This window comes from Streptomyces sp. DSM 40750, assembly GCF_024612035.1.
In the GTDB taxonomy this organism is placed as follows: domain Bacteria; phylum Actinomycetota; class Actinomycetes; order Streptomycetales; family Streptomycetaceae; genus Streptomyces.
Genome location: NZ_CP102513.1, coordinates 10,189,494 through 10,213,075 on the forward strand (window position 1 = coordinate 10,189,494; position 23,582 = coordinate 10,213,075).

The 23,582-nt window shown below is 70.3% G+C and carries 24 protein-coding genes; 10 read left to right on the plus strand and 14 right to left on the minus strand.

The features are described from left to right. Positions 1-37 precede the first annotated feature (37 nt). From JIX55_RS44635 to JIX55_RS44645, 3 genes are read left to right on the plus strand one after another with little or no spacing between them, the layout of a single operon-like run. Positions 38-1,621, plus strand: coding sequence for a class I adenylate-forming enzyme family protein (locus JIX55_RS44635; RefSeq protein ID WP_257568916.1), 1,584 nt, complete (start codon positions 38-40; stop codon positions 1,619-1,621). After that, positions 1,618-2,805 carry an FAD-dependent monooxygenase gene (locus JIX55_RS44640; protein ID WP_257568917.1) on the plus strand — a complete coding sequence of 396 codons (1,188 nt, stop codon included), beginning with the start codon at positions 1,618-1,620 and terminating at the stop codon, positions 2,803-2,805. Before JIX55_RS44635 ends, JIX55_RS44640 begins: the two co-directional genes overlap by 4 nt. A gap of 25 nt (positions 2,806-2,830) precedes the next feature. Continuing rightward, positions 2,831-3,625, plus strand: coding sequence for an aminotransferase class IV (locus JIX55_RS44645; RefSeq protein WP_257568918.1), 795 nt, complete (start codon positions 2,831-2,833; stop codon positions 3,623-3,625). A 109-nt stretch (positions 3,626-3,734) separates the two neighbouring features. Here the strand turns inward: JIX55_RS44645 and JIX55_RS44650 are convergent, their stop codons facing one another. Beyond that, positions 3,735-4,220 (minus strand): carboxymuconolactone decarboxylase family protein, encoded by a 486-nt coding sequence (locus tag JIX55_RS44650; protein ID WP_257537093.1) that lies wholly within the window; start codon positions 4,218-4,220, stop codon positions 3,735-3,737. A 134-nt stretch (positions 4,221-4,354) separates the two neighbouring features. Between JIX55_RS44650 and JIX55_RS44655 the strand changes: the two genes are divergently transcribed. Next, positions 4,355-5,050, plus strand: a complete 696-nt coding sequence (locus JIX55_RS44655) for a L,D-transpeptidase family protein (RefSeq protein WP_257568919.1) — start codon at positions 4,355-4,357, stop codon at positions 5,048-5,050. 40 nt (positions 5,051-5,090) lie between these two features. Here JIX55_RS44655 and JIX55_RS44660 read toward each other — a convergent pair whose 3' ends face one another. From JIX55_RS44660 to JIX55_RS44675, 4 genes are read right to left on the minus strand one after another with little or no spacing between them, the layout of a single operon-like run. Beyond that, a complete protein-coding gene (locus JIX55_RS44660) occupies positions 5,091-6,293 on the minus strand; it encodes a Gfo/Idh/MocA family protein (protein WP_257568920.1) in 1,203 nt (400 codons plus the stop codon). Positions 6,294-6,330: 37 nt separating this feature from the next. Further along, positions 6,331-7,674, minus strand: a complete 1,344-nt coding sequence (locus JIX55_RS44665; protein WP_257568921.1) for an ABC transporter substrate-binding protein — start codon at positions 7,672-7,674, stop codon at positions 6,331-6,333. A gap of 10 nt (positions 7,675-7,684) precedes the next feature. After that, complete coding sequence (locus JIX55_RS44670; protein WP_257568922.1) at positions 7,685-8,620, minus strand: carbohydrate ABC transporter permease; 936 nt, start codon at positions 8,618-8,620, stop codon at positions 7,685-7,687. Between the two features lie 18 nt (positions 8,621-8,638). After that, positions 8,639-9,535 (minus strand): carbohydrate ABC transporter permease, encoded by an 897-nt coding sequence (locus tag JIX55_RS44675; protein ID WP_257568923.1) that lies wholly within the window; start codon positions 9,533-9,535, stop codon positions 8,639-8,641. A gap of 160 nt (positions 9,536-9,695) precedes the next feature. Between JIX55_RS44675 and JIX55_RS44680 the strand changes: the two genes are divergently transcribed. Both JIX55_RS44680 and JIX55_RS44685 read left to right on the plus strand, forming a co-directional pair. Then, positions 9,696-10,856 carry an ROK family transcriptional regulator gene (locus JIX55_RS44680; RefSeq protein ID WP_257568924.1) on the plus strand — a complete coding sequence of 387 codons (1,161 nt, stop codon included), beginning with the start codon at positions 9,696-9,698 and terminating at the stop codon, positions 10,854-10,856. A gap of 78 nt (positions 10,857-10,934) precedes the next feature. Next, the gene (locus JIX55_RS44685) at positions 10,935-11,117 is read left to right on the plus strand and encodes a hypothetical protein (RefSeq protein ID WP_257568925.1); all 183 of its coding nucleotides are present in this window, start codon (positions 10,935-10,937) and stop codon (positions 11,115-11,117) included. A gap of 119 nt (positions 11,118-11,236) precedes the next feature. Here JIX55_RS44685 and JIX55_RS44690 read toward each other — a convergent pair whose 3' ends face one another. The 4 genes from JIX55_RS44690 to JIX55_RS44705 form a co-directional block, all read right to left on the minus strand. Further along, a complete protein-coding gene (locus tag JIX55_RS44690; protein WP_257568926.1) occupies positions 11,237-12,613 on the minus strand; it encodes a S1 family peptidase in 1,377 nt (458 codons plus the stop codon). Positions 12,614-12,712: 99 nt separating this feature from the next. Further along, complete coding sequence (locus tag JIX55_RS44695; RefSeq protein ID WP_257568927.1) at positions 12,713-13,234, minus strand: GNAT family N-acetyltransferase; 522 nt, start codon at positions 13,232-13,234, stop codon at positions 12,713-12,715. Next, on the minus strand, positions 13,234-14,073 hold the full coding sequence (locus JIX55_RS44700) for an SAM-dependent methyltransferase (protein ID WP_257568928.1): 840 nt from the start codon (positions 14,071-14,073) through the stop codon (positions 13,234-13,236). Before JIX55_RS44700 ends, JIX55_RS44695 begins: the two co-directional genes overlap by 1 nt. A 90-nt stretch (positions 14,074-14,163) precedes the next feature. Continuing rightward, positions 14,164-15,162, minus strand: a complete 999-nt coding sequence (locus JIX55_RS44705) for a hypothetical protein (RefSeq protein WP_257568929.1) — start codon at positions 15,160-15,162, stop codon at positions 14,164-14,166. A gap of 194 nt (positions 15,163-15,356) precedes the next feature. Here JIX55_RS44705 and JIX55_RS44710 point away from each other — a divergent pair, with 194 nt between their 5' ends. Together JIX55_RS44710 and JIX55_RS44715 are read left to right on the plus strand one after the other, a co-directional pair. After that, positions 15,357-15,992, plus strand: coding sequence for an HAD family acid phosphatase (locus JIX55_RS44710; protein WP_257568930.1), 636 nt, complete (start codon positions 15,357-15,359; stop codon positions 15,990-15,992). 73 nt (positions 15,993-16,065) lie between these two features. Beyond that, entirely contained in the window at positions 16,066-16,455 is a 390-nt protein-coding gene (locus tag JIX55_RS44715) for a PPOX class F420-dependent oxidoreductase (RefSeq protein ID WP_257568931.1), read from the plus strand. A gap of 26 nt (positions 16,456-16,481) precedes the next feature. On the opposite strand, the gene JIX55_RS44720 is transcribed toward JIX55_RS44715, so the two are convergent. The 5 genes from JIX55_RS44720 to JIX55_RS44740 all read right to left on the minus strand — a co-directional run bounded on the left by JIX55_RS44720 (position 16,482) and on the right by JIX55_RS44740 (position 21,262). After that, positions 16,482-17,165, minus strand: a complete 684-nt coding sequence (locus tag JIX55_RS44720; RefSeq protein ID WP_257568932.1) for a hypothetical protein — start codon at positions 17,163-17,165, stop codon at positions 16,482-16,484. Positions 17,166-17,309: 144 nt separating this feature from the next. Further along, positions 17,310-17,993 carry a response regulator gene (locus tag JIX55_RS44725; RefSeq protein ID WP_257568933.1) on the minus strand — a complete coding sequence of 228 codons (684 nt, stop codon included), beginning with the start codon at positions 17,991-17,993 and terminating at the stop codon, positions 17,310-17,312. Positions 17,994-18,040: 47 nt separating this feature from the next. Continuing rightward, positions 18,041-20,044 carry an FtsX-like permease family protein gene (locus tag JIX55_RS44730; protein ID WP_257568934.1) on the minus strand — a complete coding sequence of 668 codons (2,004 nt, stop codon included), beginning with the start codon at positions 20,042-20,044 and terminating at the stop codon, positions 18,041-18,043. 137 nt (positions 20,045-20,181) lie between these two features. Beyond that, positions 20,182-20,865, minus strand: a complete 684-nt coding sequence (locus JIX55_RS44735; RefSeq protein WP_257568935.1) for an ABC transporter ATP-binding protein — start codon at positions 20,863-20,865, stop codon at positions 20,182-20,184. 28 nt (positions 20,866-20,893) lie between these two features. Further along, positions 20,894-21,262, minus strand: a complete 369-nt coding sequence (locus JIX55_RS44740) for a hypothetical protein (RefSeq protein ID WP_257568936.1) — start codon at positions 21,260-21,262, stop codon at positions 20,894-20,896. A gap of 162 nt (positions 21,263-21,424) precedes the next feature. Here JIX55_RS44740 and JIX55_RS44745 point away from each other — a divergent pair, with 162 nt between their 5' ends. Together JIX55_RS44745 and JIX55_RS44750 are read left to right on the plus strand one after the other, a co-directional pair. Next, the gene (locus tag JIX55_RS44745) at positions 21,425-22,720 is read left to right on the plus strand and encodes a sensor histidine kinase (RefSeq protein WP_257568937.1); all 1,296 of its coding nucleotides are present in this window, start codon (positions 21,425-21,427) and stop codon (positions 22,718-22,720) included. A gap of 71 nt (positions 22,721-22,791) precedes the next feature. Beyond that, the gene (locus JIX55_RS44750; protein WP_257568938.1) at positions 22,792-23,562 is read left to right on the plus strand and encodes a peptidoglycan-binding domain-containing protein; all 771 of its coding nucleotides are present in this window, start codon (positions 22,792-22,794) and stop codon (positions 23,560-23,562) included. Positions 23,563-23,582 lie beyond the last annotated feature (20 nt).

Sequence of the window (23,582 nt, forward strand, 5' to 3'; positions counted from 1 at the left end):
GGCCGTCACCACCACCCCCGCAGAAAGGTTCGGTCCCATGCGTGACCAGCTTCAGGCCGACCGGCAGCCCGCACTCGCCGGCCGTGGCTTCTACCTGGGCTCGATGCTCAGAGAGGCCGCCGACCGCCACGGACATGTCTTCGTCACCCTGGACCGGCCCCTCGACGTCAACCCCGGCCTCGGGACCGACCTCGCCTACACCACCCTCGCCGAGGTGGTCGACGAACTCTCCGGCCGCCTCTGGGAAGCGGGCGTCCGCCCCTCCGAGGAAGTGGTCGTCCACAAGACCGACAACGTCGACATCGTGCTGCTGACCTGCGCGGTCTCCCGCATCGGCGCTGTGCCGGTCCTCCTCTCGCCCGGCCTCGCGGGCCCGGTGGTCGGACAGCTCCTCGAACGCCTCCACAAGCCCTGGCTGATCACCGACCGGGCCAAGCTCGAAGGCGCCCTCCAGGACCTCGGACTCTCCGGCCTCGTACGGCGCACCCTCTCCGTCGACGACGCCCCCGGAGCCGAGCCACTGGAGAAGTACGCGGGCGCCGCGACCCCGGCCGCCGTCCGCCTCCACCCCCGCGACCCCTCCCTCATCACCCACAGCTCGGGCACCACCGGCCTCCCCAAGCTCGCCGTGCACTGCCCGAACACCATGTGGAACCGGCTCGTCCCGCAGAAGGCCATGGGCTGGCCCACGCGCGGCGAGACCGCCGCCCTGCACATGTCGTTCGTGCACTCGCGCTTCTACCATCTGCTCGGCGTCCTGCTGCACTTCGGCAGCCCGCTGGTCCTCATCACCGACCCGGAACCGGCGAACGTGGGCCCGCTCCTGGCCCGCCACCGCCCCGGCATCGTCGAGACCCACCCCAACACCTTCGTCCTGTGGGAGGAGTTGGCCGACGCCCCCGGAGCACCGCTGTCCCGCGTCCGCTCGTACGGCTCGACCTTCGACGCCATCCACCCCCGGACCGTGCAGCGGCTCCTCGACGCGTCCAAGCGGCGCTCGCCGTGGCTCATCCAGCTGTACGGGCAGAGCGAGACCGGCCCGGTCGCCTTCCAGTGGTTCACCCGCCGCAGCGCCGCCCGCGCCGACGGCCGCAGGGTCGGCATCGGCCTCCCCGGCTTCACCCGCGTCCGCGTCGCCGACGACGCCGGGCGGCGGGTCGCCCCCGGCACCGCCGGCCGCATCGAGGCCCGTACCCGGGGCCGCATCCTCACCTACCTCGGCGCGCGCGAGCGCTATCTGCGCCAACTCGACAGCGGCTGGTGGCAGATGGGCGACATGGGCTACCAGAGCCGCTGGGGCGCCCTCTACCTCATCGACCGCGAGATCGACCAGATCGACTCCGTGCACAGCAACCTGGAGGTCGAGGACACCCTGATGTCCCGCTTGGAGGAGCTGCGCGAGGTCGTCATCGTCCCCGGCGTCGACCGCGAACCCGTACCCGTGGTGTGCGTACGCGGTGAACGCCCCCTGGACCTGCGGCGCTGGCGCGAGGCCACGGCCGATCTGCCGACCATGGCGGAGCCCAGGCAGTGGCGGTTCGAGGACCTGCCGATGACCTCCACCTGGAAGGTCAAGCGGGTCGAGATCACCCGCATGCTCACCGAGAGCACCCGCGCATGACGACCCCCGACCCCGTTCTCGTCGTGGGCGCCGGCCCCGTGGGCCTCTCGGCGGCCCTCGCCCTGCGCGCCCACGACCTCCCCGTCACTCTGCTCGAAGCCGACCCCGAGGGCCGCGAACGCCCCGGTAGCCGCGCCCTGTTCGTGCACCGCGAGACCCTGGACCTCCTCGAAGGGATGCACCCGGGACTCGCGGTCGAGATCGCCGCGTACGGCCGGACCTGGCACACCAAGCGCACCCTGTACCGGGGCCGCGAGGTGTACGCCCGGACCTTCCCGCCGCCCACCGGCACCCCGCCCTTCACCAGCCTCCGCCAGGTCGACACCGAGCGCTTCCTGCTCGCCGCCTGCCAGGACGCCGGCGTGGAGTTCGTGTGGGGCGCGCGGATCACCGGCGTACGGACCGACCCGGACGCAGTGACGCTCACCGGCGAGGACGGCCGTACCTGGACGGGCACCCACGCCGTCGCCGCCGACGGCGCCCGCTCGGCAGTACGGCACGCACTGGGCATCCCGCTGGAGGGCACCCACGGCGAGGGCTTCCACGTCGTCGCGGACGTCGCCGACATCCCCGGCGCCGAACTGCCCCTGGAGCGGGTCTTCCACTACGAGCACCCGGCGCTCGGCGGCCGCAGCGTCATGCGGGTGCCGTTCACCGGCGGCTTCCAGCTCGACCTCCAGTGCCGCGACGACGACGCGACGGAGGAGTACGGCACCAAGGAGGCCGTACGACGCTGGCTGCCGGAGGTCGTCGGCGACGGGTACGGCGAGCGCATCCTGTGGGTGTCCACCTACCGCTTCCTGCGCAAGGTCGCCGCGGTCTTCACCGACCCGCACCGCCGGGTGCTGCTGACCGGCGAGGCGGCCCACCTCTTCCCGCCGTTCGGGGCGCGCGGCATGAACAGCGGTATCGCGGACGCGGCCGCCGCGGCCCGCGCGATCGCCGACGGAACGCCCGCAGCGGTCGCCTCGTTCGCCGAGGTCCGGCGTTCGGCGGGCCTGTTCAACAGCGCCGCCGCCGGCACGGCCCTGGACCATCTGCGGCCCAGGCGCCGTATCGTCCGCGTCAAACAGCGGGCTGCGGCCGCCCTCGCCCCCGTGGTGCCCCGGTGCGGTGCCTGGCTGGAGCACGCGCCCTACGGACCCCGGCACGGCGCCCCGGCCGTCGCGGGCCGCAAGTACTGAACGGAAAGACCTACAGGAGCACTGAGTGACACAACCCGCCATCGCGGAAGGTCTGTTGACCTGGTCACCCGAACACGGCCTCGTCCCCGGCCAGGCCCAGGGCGGACGCCTTCTCGTCGCGGACTCGTGGCTGCTGCGCGACGGACGGGTGCGCGGCTTCGACCGGCACCGCGAACGGTTCCTGCGGTCCTGCGGCGAGTGCGGCGCACCGCCTCTGGGGCAGGTCGTCGACTTCTGGCAGGACACGACCCGCGCGCTGCCGCGCACAGGCGAGTGGTTCCCCCGGGTGGAACTCGCCGCCGGGTCCCTGGAGTTGAGGCTCCTGCTGCGGCACGCGCCGCCCATCACCGCCGATGTACGGGTGTGGGCGGCCGGCCAGCCCGACCCGCGTACCGTGCCCCGCCGCAAGGGTCCTGATCTGGACGCCCTGGCCCGCGTACGCAGACGGGCGTCCGGCGCGGACGCCGACGAGGCCGTACTCATCGCTCCCTCCGGCCTGGTGCTGGAGGCCGCCAACTCCAGCCTGGTCTGGTGGGAGGACGACACCCTCTGCCTGCCGCCGCCCCGCCTGCCCCTTCTCGCCGGAGTGACCATGGCCCTCGTCCAGGAGCGGGCCGCCCGCACCGGCGTCCGGGTCGCCCACCGCGAGCGTTCCCTGGCCGAGCTGGACGGCCGCGAGGTGTGGCTCGTCAACGCCCTCCATGGCATCCGCCCGGTCGCCGCCTGGACCGGCCGGCCGATGACTCCGGGCCCGGCCGTGCACGCCCCGGAATGGCGGCAATGGCTTGACGACCTGATGGAGCCACTGCCGGACCACTGAATTCACAGCGATATACGGGCGCCGAGAAGCGCCGGGCCGAAGGGAATTCGGCCCGGCGCTGAAAGTCGTTTCTGAATTACTGGGGAATGTTTTCCCGGGGGCTTCGGGACTACTTCTGCACGGGCTGGTAGGCGCCCGGCACCATCCGTGTCGCGATCGCGATCCGGTTGTACGCGTTGATCACGGTGGCCGCCCAGATCAGTGCCGCGATCTGCTCCTCGTCGAACACCTCCGCGGCCGTCGCGTAGACGTCGTCGGGCACGTGGCCGTCATGCACCAAGGTTACGGCCTCGGTCAACGCCAGGGCGGCGCGCTCGCGGGCGGTGAAGAAGGGGGTCTCGCGCCAGGCGCTGAGCGCGTAGATCCGCTGCTCGGTCTCGCCCTGCGCGCGGGCGTCCTTGGTGTGCATGTCCAGGCAGAACGCGCAGCCGTTGATCTGCGAGGCGCGAATTCTGATCAGTTCGAGGATCTCGGGCTCGACCTTCGCGTCCCGCGCCGCGGAAACGGCGGCGCCGTGCAGGGAGCCCATCGCGCCGGACACATCGGGAGTGATTTTCTTGAGGGCCACACGAGATATGGAATCGCTGTTGCTCATGGGGAGAACTCTATATCCGAATTCCCGGTCGTGTAACTGTTTCGTCTCGACGTGAACCCTCCCACAACCGTCGCCCCCGATCGCCTGTCTAAGCAGACAGGACCAGCGAAACGCGCGAAGGGGAAAGGCCCGCCATGGGGGACATAGGCAGAAGAGGCGCAGTCGCACTCACCATCACCGGACTGCTGACACCGCTCACGCTCGCGTTGGGCACCGCGCCCGCGCAGGCGGCGAGTTGTACGGCGACGACCGGGCCGTACCAGAAGCAGGTGGAGAAGTTCCTCGGCCGACCGGTCGACGGCAAGCAGTCCACCGCCGACTGCAAGGCCATCAAGGCCTTCCAGACCAAGCACGGCATCACACCGAACATCGGCTACGCGGGATCCGTCACCTGGGGCGTGATGGACCTGATGAACAAGCAGAAGGCCGTCGGCAAGAACCCCAACAAGGCGGGCAAGTGCCCGGTGAACAAGGGCCGGATCGCCTGCGTGAACCTCACGCTCCAGCTGAGCTGGATCCAGGACGGCAAGAAGCTCGTGTACGGGCCCGTGCCGGTCCGCACCGGCCGGAACGGCTACGAGACCCGCACCGGCCTGAAGAAGGTCTACTGGCGGAACATCGACCACGTGTCGTCCATCTACCACGTGCCCATGCCCTACAGCCAGTTCTTCGACGGCGGCCAGGCCTTCCACTCCGTCGGCGTCAGCATGTGGAACCCGCCCGGCTCCCACGGCTGCGTCAACATGACCAGGACCGACGCCAAGAAGTACTGGTCGCTGTTGAAGAAGGGCGACGACGTCTACGTGTACGGCCGCAAGCCGGGCACCTGACACGGATCCAGGAGCCCGGCTCGTCGACGGTGGTGAAACGTCACGCCTCGGGCGCGTCCCCGAAGTCCGGGATCTCCAGTCGCACCCCACCCTGCCGCGCGGAGTCGTGCGCGACGATGCCCGGCAGGGTGTAGCGGGCCGCCACCCAGGCGTTCACCGACGGCAGCGTCCGCGTGTTGACCGCGGTCACGAAGTCGTCCACCAGGAAGTGGTGGCTGCCCTCGTGACCGTTGTGCAGATGGTCGAACTCCCGCGGCAGCCGCGACCGGTCGTGCACCGGCGCCGACCCGGAGGTGAAGGCGGCCCGAAGGTCCGGCGCTATGTGCTGAAGTGAGGGGTCGTCAGGAGCGAGGGTGGGCTTCGGCTCAAGCAGCTCACTGATGTCCTTCACCCCCTTCTTGTCCTGCCAGAACGCCACCGTGGCGAGCTGCTCCATGCTCGCGTCCGTCCCGAAGAACCGGAAACGTGACTCCCGGATCTGCGAGGGGTAGCCGACCCGCCGGAACTCGTTCGTGCGGAACGACCCGCCGCCCGCCACCTCGAACAGGGCGGTGGCATTGGAGAAGTCGTTGCCGAACTGGCTGACGTCCTTGTCGAACACCCCGTCCCCACGCCCGTCCACGACCCCGATCGCCGACACGCTCACCGCGTGCGTCTGCCAGGCGCCCAGCACCCCGCCCACCGAGTGCGTCGGGTACAGCAGCGGGGGATAGCTCGCCGTCTGCTTCCAGTTCTCGCCGCCGCTGTACTGGTAGGCCTCGTAGAACCCCAGATCCATGTCGTGGACGTAGTCGCCCTCGGCGTAGAAGATCCGCCCGAAGGCGCCCTCCGCAATCTGGTTGCGGGCGTGCACGGTCGCCGGGTTGTACTGACTCGTCTCACCCATCATGTACGTCAGCCCGGTCGCCCTGACCGCGCCGATGATCGCCGCGATCTCCTCCGTGCTGATCGCCATCGGCACCGCCGAGTAGACATGCTTGCCGGCGCTCAGGCCCTGGAGCACCAGTGGCCCGTGCGTCCAGCGCTGGGTGAAGATCGCGACGGCGTCGACCGCCGGCGACTCCAGCATCGCCTCGTACGAGGGGAAGGTGCCGGCCAGCCCCTGGGCGGCCGCGAGCTCTTCGGCCCGCTCGGGCAGCAGATCGGTGACGTACACGTCGCCGACGCCGGGGTGCGCCTGGAACAGCGTGGCGAACTGGCCGGAGAACTGGCCGGCGCCGACGATGCCGAGGGAGAACGTCATGTAAGAGGGTCCTTCACTGGTTGAGTCATGGGTCGGGTCACTGGTCGAGAACGAGGTTGATCTGGTCGTTGGTCTCGTCGAGGCCGCTCACCGGCGCCCCGTTGCCGTAGATGTCCTCCATCGCGGGCTGCATGAGCGCGGTGACGTCCGCCGCGTAGTTGGTGATCGGGTAGGAGAAGGTCCGGAAGTTCTCCGTGTCGGCCACCGGTTCGGTGAAGGCCGAGACGTCGAGGCCCTTCTTCTCGTACGCGACGACGGCGGCCTCGGTGCCGGCCGGAGTCGCCGGGAAGACGACCCCGTACCTACCGACCACGGTCTGGCACTTGTCGGAGGCGAGGTAGGCCACCCACTTCCGGGCGCCCGCCTTGTTCTTGGAGGCCTTGGTGATGGAGTCGGCGAGGCCGTTCATCATGGTGGCGCGCTTGCCGGTCGGGCCGGCGGGGGTGACGGCGGAGGCGATGTCCACGCCCTGGAAACCGTCGTAGGTGGAGATCATCCAGGCGCCGTCGAAGGTGACGGCGGCCTTGCCCGCGGCCACCTGGGTGTTGGCCTGGTTGGACTGGACGTTGTAGTCGGAGAAGGGAACCATGTAGCCCTTCTCCGCCAGCCCGAAGTACCACTTGATCACGGACTGGAAGGTCGCGCTGTCGTACTGGTACTTCGTCCCCCAGCGGTCCTTGTCCGTGTAGCTCCACCCGGCCGAGCCGGCGAAGGGGCTCCACTGGGTCTGCCCGTCGGCGTAGCCGCCCCCGTTGCTGGCCAGCCCGTACACCTTGACGTTGTTCTTGTCGAAGCCGGGCTCGTCGCCCCGCCTGCCCTTGTTGTCGACGGTCAGGTGGGCGATGGCCTTCTCGAAGGTGCCGCCGTCCTCGGGGTTCCAGGAGAGGTCGTTCAGCTCGTCGGCGGTGAGGTCCGCGTCCTTCACCATCTTCTGGTTGTAGAAGAGGGCGACGGTGTCCCAGTCCTTGGGAGTGCCGTAGCGGTGGCCGTCCTGGCCGATCCAGTTGGCGGCGAGCCCCGGCTGGTAGTCGGACTCGTCGATGCCCAGGTCGTCGAGGGGTTCCAGCACTTGCAGATCGGCGAACTGGCCGAACTTCTGGATGTGGTCGGTGAACACGTCCGGCTGGGTGCCCGCGATGAACCCGGCGGTGAGCTTGGTCCAGTAGTCGCTCCAGCCCAACTGGGTGATCCTCACCTTCAATCCGGGGTTCTCCTTCTCGAAACCCTTCGCGCAGGCCTGGTAGGCGGGCAGCTGGTTGGCGTCCCACAGCCAGTACGTCACCGTGTTCGAGGACGCCCCGGTGCCGTCGCCCTGGGCGCAGCCGGTCACCAGGGACAGCGTCAGCGCTCCGGCCCATGCGGTCAGCGTACGAAGTCGCATCAGAGTTCCCTCACTTGATCCCGGTGAAGCCGATGGAGCTGACGATGCGGCGGGCGGAGAAGGCGAAGAGCACCAGCATCGGGAGCGCGGCGATCAGCGTCGCGGCGGTGAGCCCCGACCAGTCCACGCCGGTCGCAGGGGTCTGCGCCCGGAAGATCGCCAGCGCCACGGTCAGTACGCGGGAGCCGTCGCTGTAACTGACCATCAGGGGCCAGAAGTAGTCGTTCCAGGAGGTGATGTACGTCAGCACGGACAGGGTGAGGATCGGGGTGGACGCCATCGGCAGGATCACCCGGAAGAAGATCCTGACCTTCCCGGCCCCGTCCAGCAGTGCCGCCTCCTCGACCTCGTGGGGGATGTTCATGAAGAACTGCCGCAGGAAGAAGACCGCGAACGGCGTCATGAAGAGGCTGGGCAGCGCGATGCCGAGCAGCGAGTCCACCAGGTGGAGTTGCTTGATGAGCACGAAGTTCGGCAGCAGGGTGAAGATGGTCGGCACCATCAGCCCGGCCAGGAACAGCCCGAACACCTTGTCCCGGCCCCGCCAGCGCAGCCGCGCGAACGCGTACGCGGCCATCGCCGAGAAAAAGATCTGACAGCCGGTGATCAGCGTCGACACGATCACCGAGTTGAGCAGATACCGCCAGAAGTCGAGCCCGCCGCCCGCCCCGCCCTGCGCGATCGCCTCCTCGGCCGACTGGAGACCGAGGGCCCGCTCGAATCCACTGCCGGTGAGATCGACGGGCAGCGGGTTGGCGGGGTCCGCGTTGAGTCCGGCGTTGGTGGAGAGGGCGGTGCGCAGGATCCAGTAGAACGGCAGCAGGGTGATGAGCACGATCAGACCCATCAGGGTCCACGCCGCAGTCCGCCCGAGGGGGAAACGGCGCCTCGTCGTCCGTACGGTCGGGGTGCTCGTCGTTGTCGTTGTCACTGTGGTGGCAGCCATGCCGGTGTCTCCCTTCCGTCAGCCGAGGTCGCTCTGGCCGGCCCTGGTGAGCCGGTACTGAAGGACGGTGATCGCGCTGAGCACGACCAGCAGGGCGACGGACATCGCCGAGGCGTAGCCGAACTGGAAGCGGCCGAAGGCGGAGCCGTAGATGTAGAACTGGAGCACGTTCGTCGCGTTCGCCGGACCGCCCGCCGTGGTCACCGCCACGGTGTCGAACACCTGGAACGAACCGATCACCGTCATGATCAGCACCACGGCCAGCACCGGTCGCAGCAGCGGCATCGTGACCCGCCAGAACATCCGCCACTCGCTCGCGCCGTCCACCCTGGCCGCCTCGTACACGTCGTTCGGGATCGCCTGGAGCCCGGCGAAGAGGAGCAGCGCGGTGTAGCCGACGTGCCGCCACACATTGATCAGGGCGATGGTGGGGATCGCCCAGGTCTCGTCGGCGAGGAAGGGTATGCGGTCCGCGCCGAGGGCGGTGACGATCTCGTTGCCGATGCCGAGCTGGGTGTCGAGGATCCACAGCCAGACCAGACCGGCGACCACGTTGGACATCAGATACGGCGTGAGCACGATGCCGCGCAGCAGGGCCGACTGGGTCAGCCGCTGGAGGAGTACGGCGATGGCCAGCGCGGCGACCGTCTGCACACCGATGTTGAGGATCACGTACTCGACCGTGACGGTCAACGAGTCCCAGAAGATGGGGTCGTGGACCATACGGACGTAGTTGTCGAGGCCCACCCACTCCGCCGGGGTGAGCAGGTTGAAGCGGGTGAAGCTCAGATAGATGCCCCGCAGTGTCGGCCAGAGCAGGAACACCAGGAAGCCGAGCATCGCCGGGGCGATGAAGACGGCGGCCAGGGCGCCGTCACCACCGCGGGACGGTGGGCTGCTGGAGGCGACGGTCATGGGGGCTCCCTCGTCGGCGACTGTGCCGCCCATTACTTTTGCCGCGAAAGAATTGTGGCGTCAAGAGGCGTGCGAACATCTTTCCCCGAGGGCGAGCGCGGTCCCGTGATGGCCTATTGTTTCCATGACAGAAGAAACCCTGTGTGGGAGTCTGACCCTCATGACCGCACTCTCTGCCAGCTGGCTGCCGCTCAGTTCCGGGGAACGCGCGGTGGCGATCGAGGTGCTCGTGCACGGCCCGCTCTCGCGCACGGAGCTCGCCCGGCGGCTCGGCCTGTCCGCGGGCAGCCTCACCCGGCTGACCAAACCGCTGATCGAGTCGGGGCTGCTGGTCGAGACCGCCGAGGGCGCCGCACTCCCCGAGGCCCGTCAGGGGCGCCCCTCTCAGCCGCTGGACATTGTCGCCGAGTCCCGCTCCTTCATCGGCTTCAAGATCACCGACGACATGGTGTACGGCGTGGTCACCACGCTCAGAAGCGAGATCGTCACCCGCTACGACCGCCCGCTCGCCACGCACGAGCCCGAGCAGGTCGCCGACCTCCTCGCCGACATGGCCGGCGAACTCGCCCGCACCCACCCCTCGCTCGCCGGCATCGGCATAGGGGTCGGCGGTCTCGTCCGGCAGCGCGCGGTCGTCGGGGAGTCGCCCTTCCTGTCGTGGCGTGATGTCCCGCTGGCCGAACTCGTCGAGGAACGCACGGGGTTGCCGGTGGTCGTCGAGAACGACGTGGCCGCGCTCGTCGAGGCGGAGGCCTGGTTCGGCGCGGGGCGCGGTCTCGACCGGTTCGTCGTCCTCACGATCGGCGCGGGCATCGGCTACGGGCTCGTCCTGGGCGGCAAGCGGGTCGCCCACGCCGAGGAGGACCGGGGCTTCGGCCGCCACTGGATCGTGGACCCCGGCGGACCGCTCACTCCCGACGGGGAGCGGGGCAGCGCCGTCTCACTGCTGAGCATCCCCAGCATCCGGTACCAGATCCAGGCGGCGACCGGGCGTGAGGTGTCGTACGAGGAGGTCCTGGCCGGGGCGGCCGAGGGGGAGCCGATGTGTGCGCGTGTCATCGGGGAGGCGGGGCGGGCGCTCGGCACGCTGGTGGCCCAGATCTCCAACTTCGTGATGCCGCAGAAGATCCTGCTCGCGGGGGAGGGGGTGGGCCTGATGGGGGTTGCCGGGAAGGCCGTGGACGAGGCTGTCCGCGCCCATCGTCATCCCTTGGCCGTGCCCGTCCCGTTGGAGACCAAGGTGTCCGACTTCCATGACTGGGCGCGGGGGGCGGCGGTACTGGCCATTCAGGTGCTTGTGCTCGGGACCGTGGAGGTGTAAACGCAGAGTGATCAGCTTCACGGTCCGTAATGTCTGAAGTGGGATCTTTACTCACATCGGCTTCACGTTCGAGGCCATATGGTTTACACCATGTCCACTACCCCTGATGTCGTCCTGGAAAGATCGGAAACACCGGTACGAACGGCCGCCGAGGTCAACGAGGAGATCCGGGCGCTCTGGTTCCGGAGCGGTGGGACGCTGAACAGGGAACAGCGGAGCGAGTACGAGCGTCTTGTTCTTGAATGGGCCGCCGCTTCGTAGTTCGTCGGCTGCGGGCCGGTGGGGGTCGGTCGCGCCCCACGCGGCGGAGCCGCATGGCGAACACAGCCCCGCGCCCCTTACGGGGGCGCGCCCGGTGGGCGCGCCCAAGCTCGGGCCTCTCAGCCCCAACTCTGCGAATACTGACGGCGGTACGCCTGCCTGTCCTGTTCTGTACGGATGAAGCGGGTCGCTGCCAGCGCCACCAGGCTGCCGGCGATGACCAGGAGACCCGGGCCCACGTTTCGGGGGTCGGCGAGGCGGTCGATCAGGTCGGAGGCGGCCTGGATGGACTCGACGGATTCCACGGCGCCCGGTTCGGCGGAACCGGGGGCGGCGGCTCCCTGGGAGTCGTCGGAGGAGCCGTCGGCCGCGCCGGTCGGCTGGACCGGGGACTGGGGCAGGCCGGCCAACTCGACGCCGAGATCGTCCAGGGCGTCGGAGAGCGGCTGGAAGAACGTCGTACCACCCTGCTCGCAGTCGCCGTTGCCGCCCGAGGTCACGCCCAGGGCCACCCCCTCCGAGAAGAGCGGGCCGCCGCTGTCGCCCGGTTCGGCGCAGACCGTGGTCTCGATGAGCCCGCTGACCGTGCCCTCCGGGTAGTTGACCGTGGCGTCGAGGCCGGTGACCTCGCCGTTGCGGAAGCCGCTGGTGCTGCCGCTGCGGAAGACCCGCTGGCCGACCGCCGCGTCACCGACCGAGGTGATGCGCACCCCGCGGCCGTCGCCGACGGAGACGACGTTGGTCGAGTTGCTCGGCGCGTCCTGGAGGTACTGGACGAGCGAGTAGTCAGCGCCGGGGAAGTTGGTCTCGGTCGTCCGGCCGATCTCCTGCCGGCCCTGGTTGTCCGAGAACCAGACGGAACCGGCGGGACCGCAGTGCCCGGCGGTGAGCATGAACTCGTTCTCGCCGTCGGTCACGTTGAAGCCGATCGAACAGCGCCCGCCGGTACCGAAGATCGGCTGGGCACCGTTGAGCCGCATCGTGTACGCGCCCTCGGTGCGCTCCATCCGCACGGAACCGCCGATCTCCTCGGCGATATCCGTGAGGCTCGACCAGTCGTCGGCGGAGACCGTGCTGTCGGCCCGCACCACGACCTCGTTGGAGGCGGGGTCGATGGCCCAGGAGGTGCCCGACACCCTGGGTGCCGAACGTAGCGCCTCCGTGGCGGACCTCAGGTCCTCGGCGCTGTACTCGACCATCTTGGGCCGAGCGCCCGCCTGCTTCACCTCGGCGGCCGCCTTCTCGTCGGTGACCGCGACGACCGGGCTGCCGTCGTCCGCGATCCAGGTCCCCGCCGTACGCGAGGAGCCGAGTTCGCTCACCAGACCGTTCCCGGTGCCGGACGCGGCCAGCACCGAACTCCGAGTCGCGGGCGGGGAGGTGGTGGGCTCGGTCGCCATCGCCGCCTGCGTGAGCATCAGGGCTCCGCAGAGCAGTCCACCGACGGCCGTCAGCCGCGCCATCCGCTTCACGACTCGTCGTCGTGCGTGCCTCATTACTTGGCTCCCGAACCCCGTCCGACACGGTGTCAACACCGCGAGGGCGTCCGGTCCTTGAGCGCCCTCCTTTTCATACGTGCGGTAATGGGCGCGTGTTCACCAGTCGGCGTCGACGTATCCCAGTGTCCGGTTCATGCCGATCGCGCTCGCGTTGGCCGGGTGGTGCACCGTACGGATCGTGCTCACCCCGCAGATCCCGGCGAAGCCGATGCCGAAGGTCTTCATGGCCACCGAGATGCCCCGCCCCCGGTGACCGGCCCGTACTCCGGTCATCTCGTTGAACACGAACCCGGACTTCCGCCGGTCCGAGGTCGCCGCCATGCCGACCCACTTGTCGCCGTCGATGGCCAGCACGACACCGCGCGGATCGTAGGCGGGCACCTCGAAGCGGAGCCGGTGGTACTCGTCGTACGCGTGGAAGTCGCCGCGCTCCGGGATGTCCGCCGAGCACTCCTTGTTGAGTTCGTACAACGCCCGGCGGTGTTCCGGGGTGTCGCCGAGCTCGGAGAGCGTTGTCAGCCGGATGCCGGATGTACCGCACCTGTCGACGTACGGCTGGAAACGTGCCAGGTCGAAGTCGGTGACGTCCAGTTGGAGCCTGATCCAGTCGATCGCCATCAGCGCTTGCCTCCCACCGCGCAGTACATGGCCACTTCCGCCGGTTCCTCCGAAGGGCAGTCTCCGGTGAGGTCCGGGCGCCAGCGGGAGCACGAGACGACACCGGGGTCCAGTACGTCCAGCCCGTCGAAGAAGCGGGCGACCGCCTCCGGCGTGCGCTGGGTGATGCGTGGGGTGCCGTGCGCGTTCCACCACCGGACGGCGGCGTCCACCTCGGGCAGGTCCGGGCTGGTGATCGTGTGCGAGAGCGCCAGATGACTGCCGGCGGGCAGGGCGTCGACGAGCCGGCGCACGATGCCGTACGGGTCCTCGTCGTCCCCGATGAAGATCACCACGCCCAGCAGCATCACCGCGACCGGCCGGGTGAGGTCCAGCGTCCGGGCGGCGTGTTCGAGGATCGAGTCGACATGGCGCAGATCCTCGTCGACGTGGTCCGTACGGCCCTCGGGGGTGCTCGTCAGCAGGGCGCGGGCGTGAGCCAGGACCAGCGGGTCGTTGTCGACGTAGACGATCCGTGACTCCGGCGCGATCCGCTGCGCGACCTCGTGGGTGTTCTCCGCGGTCGGCAGCCCGGTGCCGATGTCCAGGAACTGCCGGATGCCCACGTCGGTGACCAGATGCCGGACGGCCCGCCCGAGGAACAGCCGGTCCGCGCGGGCGTAGTCGCCGATGCTCGGATGCAGCCGGCGTATCTCGTCCCCGGCCTCCCGGTCGACCTCGTAGTAGTCCCCGCCGCCGAGCCAGTAGTTCCAGATCCGCGCCGCGGCCGGCCGCGTGGTGACGATGCGGCTGTTCAGTGACGAGGAGGGGAAGTCCGAGGCTGCCGGGTTGTCCGTCACGGCGTCAACTCCTGGATCTCCTGTGAAGGTGCTTCATTCAACGGGCAATGTAGACCCGCCAGTTGCCCTTTGCCGATACTTCGGCGATCTTCATAGGGACCGGTTGTGACCGCTCTCCCCGAGCGCCGCCCAACTGCGCTCGTCGCCCCAGACGGACGAGGCGCCGACGTAGGGCCGCAGCAGTGCTGTCAGGTGCGGATCACCCTGCCCGTTGAGTTCGTCGGACGCGATCTTGCGGGCCGTACCGGCGAGGAAGTCGGCGAGCAGGATCCGTGGATCCTCGCGTGCCACGGCCAGCCGGAATCCCGCCAGTTGGGCCCGCTCCTCGATCCATGCGATGCGCTCCTCGGTCAGCATGTTCTGCCGGTCGTGCACCAGCGTGACGGGGCGCCCGGCGCGGCGCCAGTACGCCGCGGTGTGGACGATGGCCGGCATCAGCGGATTGAGCACGGGGAGCAGTTCGGGGCTGTCGAGGATGCGCGCCCGGTAGGAGTCGGCGCGGGGCCGGGCCCGGGCGAGCAGCGCCAGGATCTCGCCCACCGGCTGGGGGGAGGGCACGCGACGCAAGGCGTCGACCGTACGGAAGAAGGGTTCGACCGGGGACTCGGTGTCCTCGCTGTTCTTCCGGGTGCGCAGCAGATTGTTGGCGGACTCCAGGAACGCCCGCCACCGCTCGCTGCCGAAGGACTTCCGGCCCTCGCGGTGGAGGGTGAGGGCGGTGTTCGGGCCCTGGTCGGTGAGGAGGGCCACGACCCGGTCCACCACGAGGAACGGTTTCTCGGTGAGATGCACATGGGCGTGCCCGTGCATCGGTCCGGCCGCCCCGAGGAGCCACTCCAGCACTGCCCGGTGCTTCTCGCGCAGCAGGATGTTCGCCTTGTACTCCACCGTCGGGGAACGGATGCGGTCGTGCACCTCCCGGAGATGCGCGGCGGCCACCTCGACCGGCAGACGCACACTGCCGTGCGCGAACACATCGGTGTTCCCGGTGGTGAGGTTCTCGCCGTCCGACCCCGACTCGTCGCAGCACACCTCCAGGACCGGGCCGTCCGTGACCGCCCCCGCCGGATCCGTACGACTCCAGGTCACCGCGCTGCCCCCTGCCTCGTTGTCCCGTGGACATCATCGCGCAAGGGCCCCCGTGGACACGGTGATTGATCGTCGAGACCCCTCTACTAATCAGTAACTTCCAGGTAGTCTCCCGGCCACCAATGGGCATGACCATGACGAGCGCGGCGGCGGTTCCATCGACCTCGCCGCTTTGACATGAAAAGGGGACGAACATGACAGCAAGCGGTGTGGGACGCCGCATCACGACGGTCGCCGCGGTGGCCGTACTGGGCCTGGGCGCTTCGGTGACCGCCGCGGTGCCGGCCGCCGCGGCCCCGAGCGAGGCCGCGGTCAGCGCGACCGCTGCCGCCGAAGTGGGCTACGCGACCTGGCAGGCGGACGTGAAGGCCGTCATCGACACGGCCACCCCGTACATACAGCAGCGCACCGCGAACGCCTCGGGGCAGCGGCTCGCCGTCGTCTTCGACATCGACAACACGACGCTGGAGACGCACTACACCCCCTGGTATCAGCTGCCCACCCCGGCCATGAAGTCCTCCCTGGCCCTGGCCAAGTACGCCAAGTCCCGCGGGGTCGACGTCTTCTTCGTCACCGCCCGCCCGGGCATCATCAAGAGCGTCACCGAGTGGAACCTGAAGAGCGTCGGCTACCCCGTCGACGGCCTCTACGTCCGCGACCTGCCCGACCTGTTCGACGAGGTCTCCGCCTACAAGACCGCGTCGCGCGCCGACATCGAGTCGGACGGTTACACGATCATCGCGAACGTCGGCAACAACACCACCGACCTCGTCGGCGGTCACGCCGAGCGCACCTTCAAGCTGCCCGACTACGACGGTCTGCTCGACTGACGCCGCTTCGCCGCCCGTTCCTGGAGGTACGGCCGCCGGTTCCCCCCGACGGCCGTACACCTAGACTTCCGTCATGGCCGACGACACCTCGCTCGACGCGCTCGGCGCGGGCAAATACCTGCTGATCACCACCTACCGCAAGAACGGCACCGCCGTCCCGACGCCGGTCTGGGTGGTGCGGGACGGGGACGCGCTCGGCATCTGGACGGTCTCGGACTCCTGGAAGGTCAAGCGCATCCGGAACCGCGCCGACGTCCTCGTCGGCCCCTGCGACCTGCGCGGCAACCCCACCGGTGACTCCGTTCCCGCCCGCGCCGAGATCCTCGACGCCGCCGGCTCCGCCGCCTACCGCCGGCTCATCGCCCGCAAGTACGGCGTGCTCGGCCGCCTCACCCTCCTCGGCAGCCGCCTGCGCCGGGGCGCCGACGGGACGGTCGGCATCCGCGTCACGCTCACGCCGTGAGCTGAGTGGGACTCGACGGCACCGCGTCAGGCGTAGAACGGCCCTGGTGTGGTCCAGGTCGTCCTGCCGAACACGTTCGGGTCATCGATGCCGATCTTCACATTGGTGACCTTGAGGCCGTACTGGGTCGCCGTCGTCCCCTCTGGGCAATTCACTTCCACCGCTGGGAAGTTGACGAAGAAGGGCGGCCCGAAGTCCCGGTCCGGATAGCTCCTGAACTGGGAGAGCAGCCAGTTGCTGTCCGGCTCGTAGTACACCGGCGACAAGGGCTGCTGTTCCGTGCGGACCGCGAAGCTCGTGCTGTGGTCGAAGGTGCCGTCCGGCAGAAGGCAGCCGAACGTGCGGGCCGTGTCCGCGTACGCGCTGAAGTAGCCGCCGGCGCTGCTCAGCCCGGCGAGATAGCCGGGCTGGTTGCGGACGTTGTGCAGCTTGACGCCGAGCTCGAAGCCGCCGCAGCCCGGCGTCGCGTAGTACTGGTGGTACCGCAACAGGCACTGGCGGTCGCCGGAGGAGGCGGTGGGATCCGGGTTGTAGGGCTGGGGCACGACGGTCCGCCGGAACTCGACGGTGGCCGAGATGCCGCCCTCGGTGGGTGCCGGGATCGCGACCGTGGTGTCGGCCTGGGCCGACCCCGGCCCGACAAGGACCAGGGCGGCCCCCGCGAGTAAGGCGACGGTCAGTCGCGCCAACAGTGCGCGCATGCTTCTCATGTGTCGGATTCCCCCTCCGTGCACCGGGTGCACGCTCACTCGAACTGTGACATGGGCACGCTACCGGCACAGAGGGATCTCACCCGGCAAACGCCCCAACCCTCACAAACGGAAGGCGGGACCCGCTGCCCTCCTGGCGGCCCGTCACGGACGGTCGTCCGCGTGCCCCGTCCGCCACGCCCACGCGGCGATCTCCACCCGGTTCCGGGCGGCGAGCTTCAGTTGGATGCTGCCGAGGTGGGTCTTGACCGTGGAGAGGGAGACGAACATCGAGGCGGCGATCTCGGCGTTGGTGTGCCCGAGGGCCACCAGCCGTACGACGTCGAGTTCCCGGTCGGTCAGCGGCTCCCGGGGACGAAGGGCCTCGGGGCCGGGCGCGGTGTCCCGCTCCGCCGTGACGTGCTTCAGGAGCCGGACCGTGACCGACGGCGACACCAGCGAGTCGCCCACCGCGGCCGCTCGTACGGCCTCGGCCAGCAGGGTCGGCCCGGAGTCCTTGAGCAGGAAACCGCAGGCACCGCCGCGCAACGCCCCGTAGACGTACTCGTCGAGGTCGAACGTGGTCACCACGACCACCCGCAGCGGATCGGCCACACCCGGACCGGCCAGCAGCCGGGTGGCCTCCAGGCCGTCGAGCTTCGGCATGCGGATGTCCAGCAGGCACACGTCGGGCCGCACCTCGCGGGCCAGCCGCAGGGCCGTCTCGCCGTCGGCGGCCTCGGCGACCACGGTGATGTCAGGCTGCGCGTCGAGGAAGAAACGGAAGCCGGTGCGGACCATGTCCTGGTCGTCGGCGATCAGGACCCGGATCGGGCTGCGGTCGTTCATGGGCGCATGATGCCTCAGGAAGGAGGGGGGAGACTCGGTGAGGGGTGTCAGTCGGGGTCCTGCGCCCGCTCCGCCGTCACCTTCCGCAGCAGCGGCCGGCTTCCGGCGAGCGCCGCGAACATGGTGACCGTGCCGAGGCCGACACAGAGGGCGAGCCGTACGGCACCCGACGAGTCGGTCTCCAGGTGGAACATCTCGTTGACCTTCATCCCGGCATAGATACCGGTCGCCGTCGTACCGCCGGCGAGGACCACCAGGGGCAGCGCGGTCTCCCGTATCCGCGCCCGGTCCAGGACCTTCAGCGGCGTACCGGCCAGCCGCAGCAGCCCGTACACCCGGCGCCGGTCGAGGACCGTGGCCGCCGCGGTGAGCCCGGCGGAGGCGGCGGCCACCAGGAAGCCCAGGGCAAGGACCGCGAGTCCCATCCGGCCGATGAGCCGGGTCGTGGTGTCGCCCTCGACGTTGACGTAGTCCTGGGTGAAGGGCAGGTTCCCCGGGGAGAGGGAGGACAGCGCGGTCGACGCGGTGTCGATCTGCTCCTGACCGCCCCGGACACGGACCACGACGCCCTCGCTGCCGCTCAGGATCCCGTCCCACACGTCGGCGCTCGGCGTCTCCACACTCGCCTTCACCTTGGCCTGGGCGAGCAACTCCCGTGCTTGTACGGCGAGTTCGCGTGAGTCTCCCTGATCCGTACGGACCGCCACCTGTCCCGGATAGTCGTAGCCCATGATGCCGACCTGGCCGACGGTGAAGAAACCGGCGACGAGACCCGCCAGGACCAGACCGCTGACCGTGCGCCAGGCGCCGCGCGGATCGTCGCTGAGCCGGCGTGCGGCCAGCAGCGTCGCCGGCCGGCGCGCGAAGCGACTCAGCAGTCGGCCCAGCATGTCGACGACCCAGGGCCCCAGAGTCCAGAAGGCCCCGTACACCAGGACGATCAGCGCGAGCGACTGGCCGGTGGTCAGCCCGCCGCCGCGGGCGCTGACCGCCACGTACAGCAGGGCGGCGACGAACAGCACCAGCCGGATCACCTTCGTCCGGCGCGGATCGGCCTGCTGGGCGACGCCCAGCGGGGAGCGGGCCACGCCGCGCAGCGTCGTGATGGCACTGACCGAGGTGAGCACGGCCACGGCCGCCACCACGGCGAGCAGCCAGGACGGTCCGACCCAGAGCTGTCCGGTGTACCAGGTGCCGATGCCGTACGGCACCCGCGCGAGGACCGGCAGCAGCAGGGTGTAGGCGACCGCGCCGAGGAAACCGCCGGCCAGACCCACCGCCGCCGACTCGGCGCCGGTCATCGCCAGGATCTGCCGAGGTGTCGCCCCGGCCAGGCGCAGGGCTGCGAGCCGCTGCTCACGGCGTGCGGCACCGAGGCGTCCGGCCGCGGAGGCCAGCACGATCACGGGGACGACGAGGAGGGCACCACCGAACACCGCCGCGTCCTGGTCGAAGGAGGTGAACATGCTCGGCTCGGTGCCGGTGAAGCCGGAGACACGGGCGCGGGCGGCGAGGGAGTCGAGGGCACTGCCCTCCGAGGCGTGGGTGATCGCGGGATCGGTGGAGGTTCGGCCGATGACGGCGACGAGTTCCTCGGGGGCGGCGAGACCCGCCTCGCCGATCGTGCCGTAGCCGGTCTTGGCGGGGAAGCGGTTCGCGAGGCGCTCGGCGGGCAGTTCGCGCATCAGCTTCGCCAGGGCGGGGGAGAGGTGGGTGTGGCCGGGGCTCGGGAAACGGTCCAGGCCGGGTGGGGCGGGGGTCGTCGGTCGGTTCGGGAGCTGGGCCAGGGAGACGACGGTGACCGGCTGGTGGTCCACGTATGTCGTGCCCAGTGTCTGTACGGCGGTCGCCTGCTTCGCCGATACGGCGTCGGGGGTGCGCCAGGCCGTGCGGTCGGCTCGGGCGTCGGCGCCGAGGTATACGGCGAGGAGTGTGAGCAGGACGAGGGCGCCGGCGGCTGCCGCCGCGGCGGACAGGAGGTGGCTCTGTAGGCCGCGGCGACCGGAGGAGCGGGCGAGGTGCCAGGTCAGGGGGAGGACGGGGGAGCGCATTCATGTCTCCGGGGGAGGGGTTCGGTGCCTGAGAACTCGGTAGGTTCGGTGCGATGTCGGGTGCGGGTCGTTCTTGGCTGATCGCGTCCGCGCGGCGGAGCCGCATGGCGATACGGCCCCGCGCCCCTACGGGGCGCTCACGCCACGGTGTACTGGCTGTAGCCGCTCACCCGGCCGTCCCTCACCTGGAGGACGCGGTCGCAGTGGGCGGCCACGTCGGCGTCGTGGGTGACCATGACGAGAGCGGCGCCCTGGTCGCGGGTGACCGAGGTGAGGAGGCGGATGACCTCCTCGCCGGTGGACTGGTCGAGGGCTCCGGTGGGTTCGTCGGCGAAGACGACGTCGGGTTCGACGGCGAGGGCGCGGGCGATGGCGACGCGTTGGGCCTGGCCGCCGGAGAGCTGGCCGGGGCGGCGGTGCTCCAGGCCCGCGAGGCCGAGCGGGGCGAACCAGTGGCGGGCCCGCCGCACGGCGTGGCGGCGGGGCATGCCCTCCAGCATCAGCGGGAGGGCGACGTTCTCCTCGGCGGGCAGCTCGGGCAGCAACTGGCCGAACTGGAAGACGAATCCGAAGCGCTTGCGGCGCAGGGCGCTGAGCTTGTTCTCGCCCCAGTGGTCGATGCGTTCGCCGCGCAGCAGCACCTGGCCGTCGTCGGGGCGGATGATGCCGGCGAGGGTGTGAAGAAGGGTCGACTTGCCCGAGCCCGACGGGCCCATGATCGCGAGGGACTCGCGCTCGGCGACCTCCACGTCCACGCCTGCCAAGGCGCTGGTGGGGCCGTACTTCTTGATGAGGCCGTTGCCGGCCAGGACGGTGCTCATGAGGGTGACGGGTCCTTTCCGGCCGGAACTAGGCGCGCTCGAACTTCCAGGTGACGCTGGAGGCGTCGGCCTTGACGACGGTGACGGGGATGGAGAGGTCCTTGCCGCCGCCGTCCCGCGCGGTGCACGTCACCTCGGTGCCGGCCACCGCCTTGAGGTCGGGGCACTCCATGCCGGACGTCTCGCCGCCGATCCACGGCAGCGGGCTGTACTTCGACTGGGTGCGACCGGCGACGATCTTCCCGCTGAGCGCCTTGTGGCCGTCGACGGTCACGGTGGTGAACGGGTCGAGCCCGGTGGTCGACTCGGTGCCGCTCAGCGCGTAGGTGAGGGCTCCGCCGCCGACGGCCAGGGCCGCCACCGCGGCGCCGGTGATGAGGAGGGGCTTGCGTTCCATGAGGTGCTCCTGGTGGTGAGAGGTGGGGTTGCGGCACCCAACCTCTCCCGGCGGCGGGGGCGCCCGCCTCGGCCGAACGGCCAGGCTTCCCGGCCCGCCGGTCCCGCTCCCTCAGCCGTACGGCCGATACGGCGGACGCCGGGGCTGCCTACTGTGATCCGCGTGAACCTCGCGCTCGACACCAAGGAACCCGCGGGCGGCGACACCGGACGGCCGGTACGCCCTGCCAAGCCGGGCTGCGTACGCGTCGGCGGCATCGTGGCCCTGCTCCTGGCCTGCGTGTCCGACTTCCTCATCCTGGGGACGGAGGACGACACCGCCTTTCTCTGGCTGCACCTGCTCGCCCTGGCGATCGGCCTCACGGCGCTGTTGTGGCCCGAGCGCCGACCGCCCGCCTGGCTGACCCCGCAGGTGCGGACCGGCGTCCCCGCCCTCGCCGCCGCCGCGAACGTGCTGACCCTGCTCGTGGCTCAGCAGAAGGGCGGCTTCGGCCCCGGTCAGGCGGTCGTGCTGCTGTGCCTGCTGGTGGTCGCCGTGCGCGGCTGCCCGCCCGGCTGGGCGCTGGCCTGCGGGCTCCTCGACGGTCTCGTGCTGCTTGCGCTGCCCCTGCCGTACTACGTCGTCGAACCGGACGCCAGCCTTCTCGGCGTGACCGCGCTGTTGCTGCTGATCGGCGGGGTCACGGCCGCGCTGGCCGCCTATCTGCGCACCCTGGACCACCGCCGGATCCGGGTCGTCACCGAGACCCGGCGGGCGGAGCGACTCGCCATGGCCGCCGACCTGCACGACTTCGTCGCCCACCATGTCACCGGGATCCTGGTGCAGACACAGGTCGCGCGGATGATGGCCACCGCCGAACCCGAGCGGGGCGAGAGGGGTGTGCCCTCGGACGAGGTCCGGGGGAGGCTCGATCCCGTCCTCGCGGGCATCGAGCGGGCCGCGACCGAGGCGCTGGCCTCGATGCGCCGCACGGTCGGCGTGCTGCGCGACCACGACGACGAGCCCCAGGCCGCCGACCGGCGCCCGGTCGGGGATCTGGCGGGCATCGACGAACTGGTGCGCGGCTTCGACGGTGTCGGCGGCGTCGACGGACGTACGGCCGTGCTGCGCCGTGACCCCTCGGTCCACGAGGACCTGCCGCACGAGGTGCAGGCAGCCGCCTTCCGCGTGGTGCAGGAGGCCCTGACGAACGTCCGCCGACACGCCGCCGACGCCACCGAGGTCACCGTCGGCCTCCGCTGCGCCCGCGGCGATCTGGAGGTCTCGGTCCGCGACGACGGCCGCGGCGGCGCCCGCCTCCCGGAGGCGGCCCGGGGCGGCGGCTTCGGACTCGTCGGTCTCACCGAACGCGTCAGCGCGCTCGGTGGCCGTATCCAGGCCCGTCCGCGCGAGGACGGACCCGGCTGGGAGGTGGTCGCCGTGCTCCCGGCCAGTCCGGTGGGCGGCCGGGTGAGCTGAACCTCCGGGTCGGACTTCGCGTATCTCCTCACGGGGATGGCGGGAGACCGCGTGCACGGAAGGAGAACAGCGTGTCGAAACCGCCCGAACCGGGCCGGACGGCGAAGCGTCCCACGATCGAGCCCACCTACGTCATGCGCCGGCGCCGGACCGAGGCCCTGGCGGAGCTGCTGCGTGAGTTCGAGCTCTACAAGGGGACGACCGCCCCGAACGACGAGTACGAAACCGTCGCCGTACCGCCGACACCCGCACCGGAACCGAAACCCGCACCGGAACCGAAACCCGCTCCCGAGCGGATCCTGCCCCGGACGGAGTACGAGACCGAGGAACTGCCCCCGGTCATGGTCGGTGAGGACTTCGGTTCCGACACGGTTCCGCGCGGTGAGCGGCGGCAGCGGCAGCGGCGGCGCCCGGCGCCCGGCGGCGGTTCCGGGCTGAAGCGCGCCGCGGTGGTCGTCGGTGTCGGCGCGGCGGCCCTGATCGGCTTCGGCGCCGCGCTCCTGCTGCCCGGCGGCGACACGGAGAAGGAGGCGCGGACCGTCACTCCGCCCCCCGCCCCGTCGGCGCCGGCGACCTCGGCCCCGGCCCGGAACGACGGCGTCGACCCGGACGGCGCCGGCACCCTCCGCGAGGGCGACAGCGGCCCCGAGGTCTCCGAACTCCAGCAACGGCTGCGCCGCATCCCGAATGTGTACGACAACGGCTCCACCTCGGGCGAGTACGACGTCGTACTGAAGGAGGCGGTGGCGCGCTTCCAGCTCTGGTACGGCATCCGGGGCGACGAGACGGGCGTGTACGGCAACGACACCCGCCAGGACCTCGAATCCCGCACCGCCCGCTAGGCCCGCTCCTCCGTCGCACG

Bases quoted from the DNA above. Each gene is read 5' to 3' on its own strand.
- JIX55_RS44635 (WP_257568916.1), top strand. From the start codon at position 38: ATGCGTGACCAGCTTCAGGCCGACCGGCAGCCCGCACTCGCCGGCCGT.
- JIX55_RS44640 (WP_257568917.1), top strand. From the start codon at position 1,618: ATGACGACCCCCGACCCCGTTCTCGTCGTGGGCGCCGGCCCCGTGGGC.
- JIX55_RS44650 (WP_257537093.1), bottom strand. From the start codon at position 4,220: ATGAGCAACAGCGATTCCATATCTCGTGTGGCCCTCAAGAAAATCACT.
- JIX55_RS44655 (WP_257568919.1), top strand. From the start codon at position 4,355: ATGGGGGACATAGGCAGAAGAGGCGCAGTCGCACTCACCATCACCGGA.
- JIX55_RS44660 (WP_257568920.1), bottom strand. From the start codon at position 6,293: ATGACGTTCTCCCTCGGCATCGTCGGCGCCGGCCAGTTCTCCGGCCAG.
- JIX55_RS44665 (WP_257568921.1), bottom strand. From the start codon at position 7,674: ATGCGACTTCGTACGCTGACCGCATGGGCCGGAGCGCTGACGCTGTCC.
- JIX55_RS44670 (WP_257568922.1), bottom strand. From the start codon at position 8,620: ATGGCTGCCACCACAGTGACAACGACAACGACGAGCACCCCGACCGTA.
- JIX55_RS44675 (WP_257568923.1), bottom strand. From the start codon at position 9,535: ATGACCGTCGCCTCCAGCAGCCCACCGTCCCGCGGTGGTGACGGCGCC.
- JIX55_RS44680 (WP_257568924.1), top strand. From the start codon at position 9,696: ATGACCGCACTCTCTGCCAGCTGGCTGCCGCTCAGTTCCGGGGAACGC.
- JIX55_RS44685 (WP_257568925.1), top strand. From the start codon at position 10,935: ATGGTTTACACCATGTCCACTACCCCTGATGTCGTCCTGGAAAGATCG.
- JIX55_RS44690 (WP_257568926.1), bottom strand. From the start codon at position 12,613: ATGAGGCACGCACGACGACGAGTCGTGAAGCGGATGGCGCGGCTGACG.
- JIX55_RS44695 (WP_257568927.1), bottom strand. From the start codon at position 13,234: ATGGCGATCGACTGGATCAGGCTCCAACTGGACGTCACCGACTTCGAC.
- JIX55_RS44710 (WP_257568930.1), top strand. From the start codon at position 15,357: ATGACAGCAAGCGGTGTGGGACGCCGCATCACGACGGTCGCCGCGGTG.
- JIX55_RS44715 (WP_257568931.1), top strand. From the start codon at position 16,066: ATGGCCGACGACACCTCGCTCGACGCGCTCGGCGCGGGCAAATACCTG.
- JIX55_RS44720 (WP_257568932.1), bottom strand. From the start codon at position 17,165: ATGAGAAGCATGCGCGCACTGTTGGCGCGACTGACCGTCGCCTTACTC.
- JIX55_RS44725 (WP_257568933.1), bottom strand. From the start codon at position 17,993: ATGAACGACCGCAGCCCGATCCGGGTCCTGATCGCCGACGACCAGGAC.
- JIX55_RS44730 (WP_257568934.1), bottom strand. From the start codon at position 20,044: ATGCGCTCCCCCGTCCTCCCCCTGACCTGGCACCTCGCCCGCTCCTCC.
- JIX55_RS44735 (WP_257568935.1), bottom strand. From the start codon at position 20,865: ATGAGCACCGTCCTGGCCGGCAACGGCCTCATCAAGAAGTACGGCCCC.
- JIX55_RS44740 (WP_257568936.1), bottom strand. From the start codon at position 21,262: ATGGAACGCAAGCCCCTCCTCATCACCGGCGCCGCGGTGGCGGCCCTG.